General features: G+C 63.6%; 1 protein-coding gene. It reads right to left on the bottom strand.

Features of this window, described 5'->3' with window-relative positions:
- Nucleotides 1–795 (bottom strand): hypothetical protein (locus IE069_RS15545; RefSeq protein ID WP_189351592.1); only part of this gene is annotated, 795 nt, incomplete at both ends.

Below are 795 nucleotides of genomic sequence, written 5' to 3' on the forward strand. Positions count from 1 at the left end.
AGACCAGATACTCGAAGGACGGGGCACCACCATCGTGGGCGACCGTGATCCTGCTCTGATCGACCTCCTTGGCGATATCCCACAGGTACGTCCGATCGAAGCTCGCATCCGCCGTCTTCGAGACCAGCAGATCCGCCTCGTGGCACACGGTCGCTTCAGCATCGTCCTGCGGATTCTCACCCGTGACGACCACCCACGCCGTGTTGACGAACGTCTCGCACGTGCCCGGCTCGACCGTGAAGGTCAGCTCCTGCTCGAAATCCTTCGACCAGGACTCGTCACCGACCTCGACCTCGTCCCACGACACCGTGCCGAGCAACTCGCCCTCGGACCCCGGAACCGCCTCGTCGTCGAACACCTCGACGGTCTTGTCCGTCTCCGTCTCGACCTCGAACGCGACCGGCACCGCACCACTGGACGCGGACCGCTCGCCGTCGTGCCACGTCAGCACCGCGGTATTCTCACCCGCCGTCTCCGCCGTGACACCCTCCGTCGTGCACGAGTAGTCCAGAACCACCGAACCACCCGGCGCGACCGTGACCGTGCCGTCCTCGTTCAGATCATCATCAACCACCGTGCAGACCAGGCCCTCGATCGTCACCGTGTCCTCGACCTCGGCGACGATCCACCCGGTCTCGAACATGTTCGGATTCTCCACCGTGATCGAACCGGAAAGCTCGAACCCACTGTCCTCATACCCCTCACTCGACACCGAGATCAGATACGGGACAGTGGCGCTGCCCTCGTCGTCGGCCTCGACGAACTCCTCCGAATCGACACGCTCCTTGGTGATAT

This window comes from Zhihengliuella salsuginis, from assembly GCF_014651715.1.
Classification (GTDB): domain Bacteria; phylum Actinomycetota; class Actinomycetes; order Actinomycetales; family Micrococcaceae; genus Zhihengliuella; species Zhihengliuella salsuginis.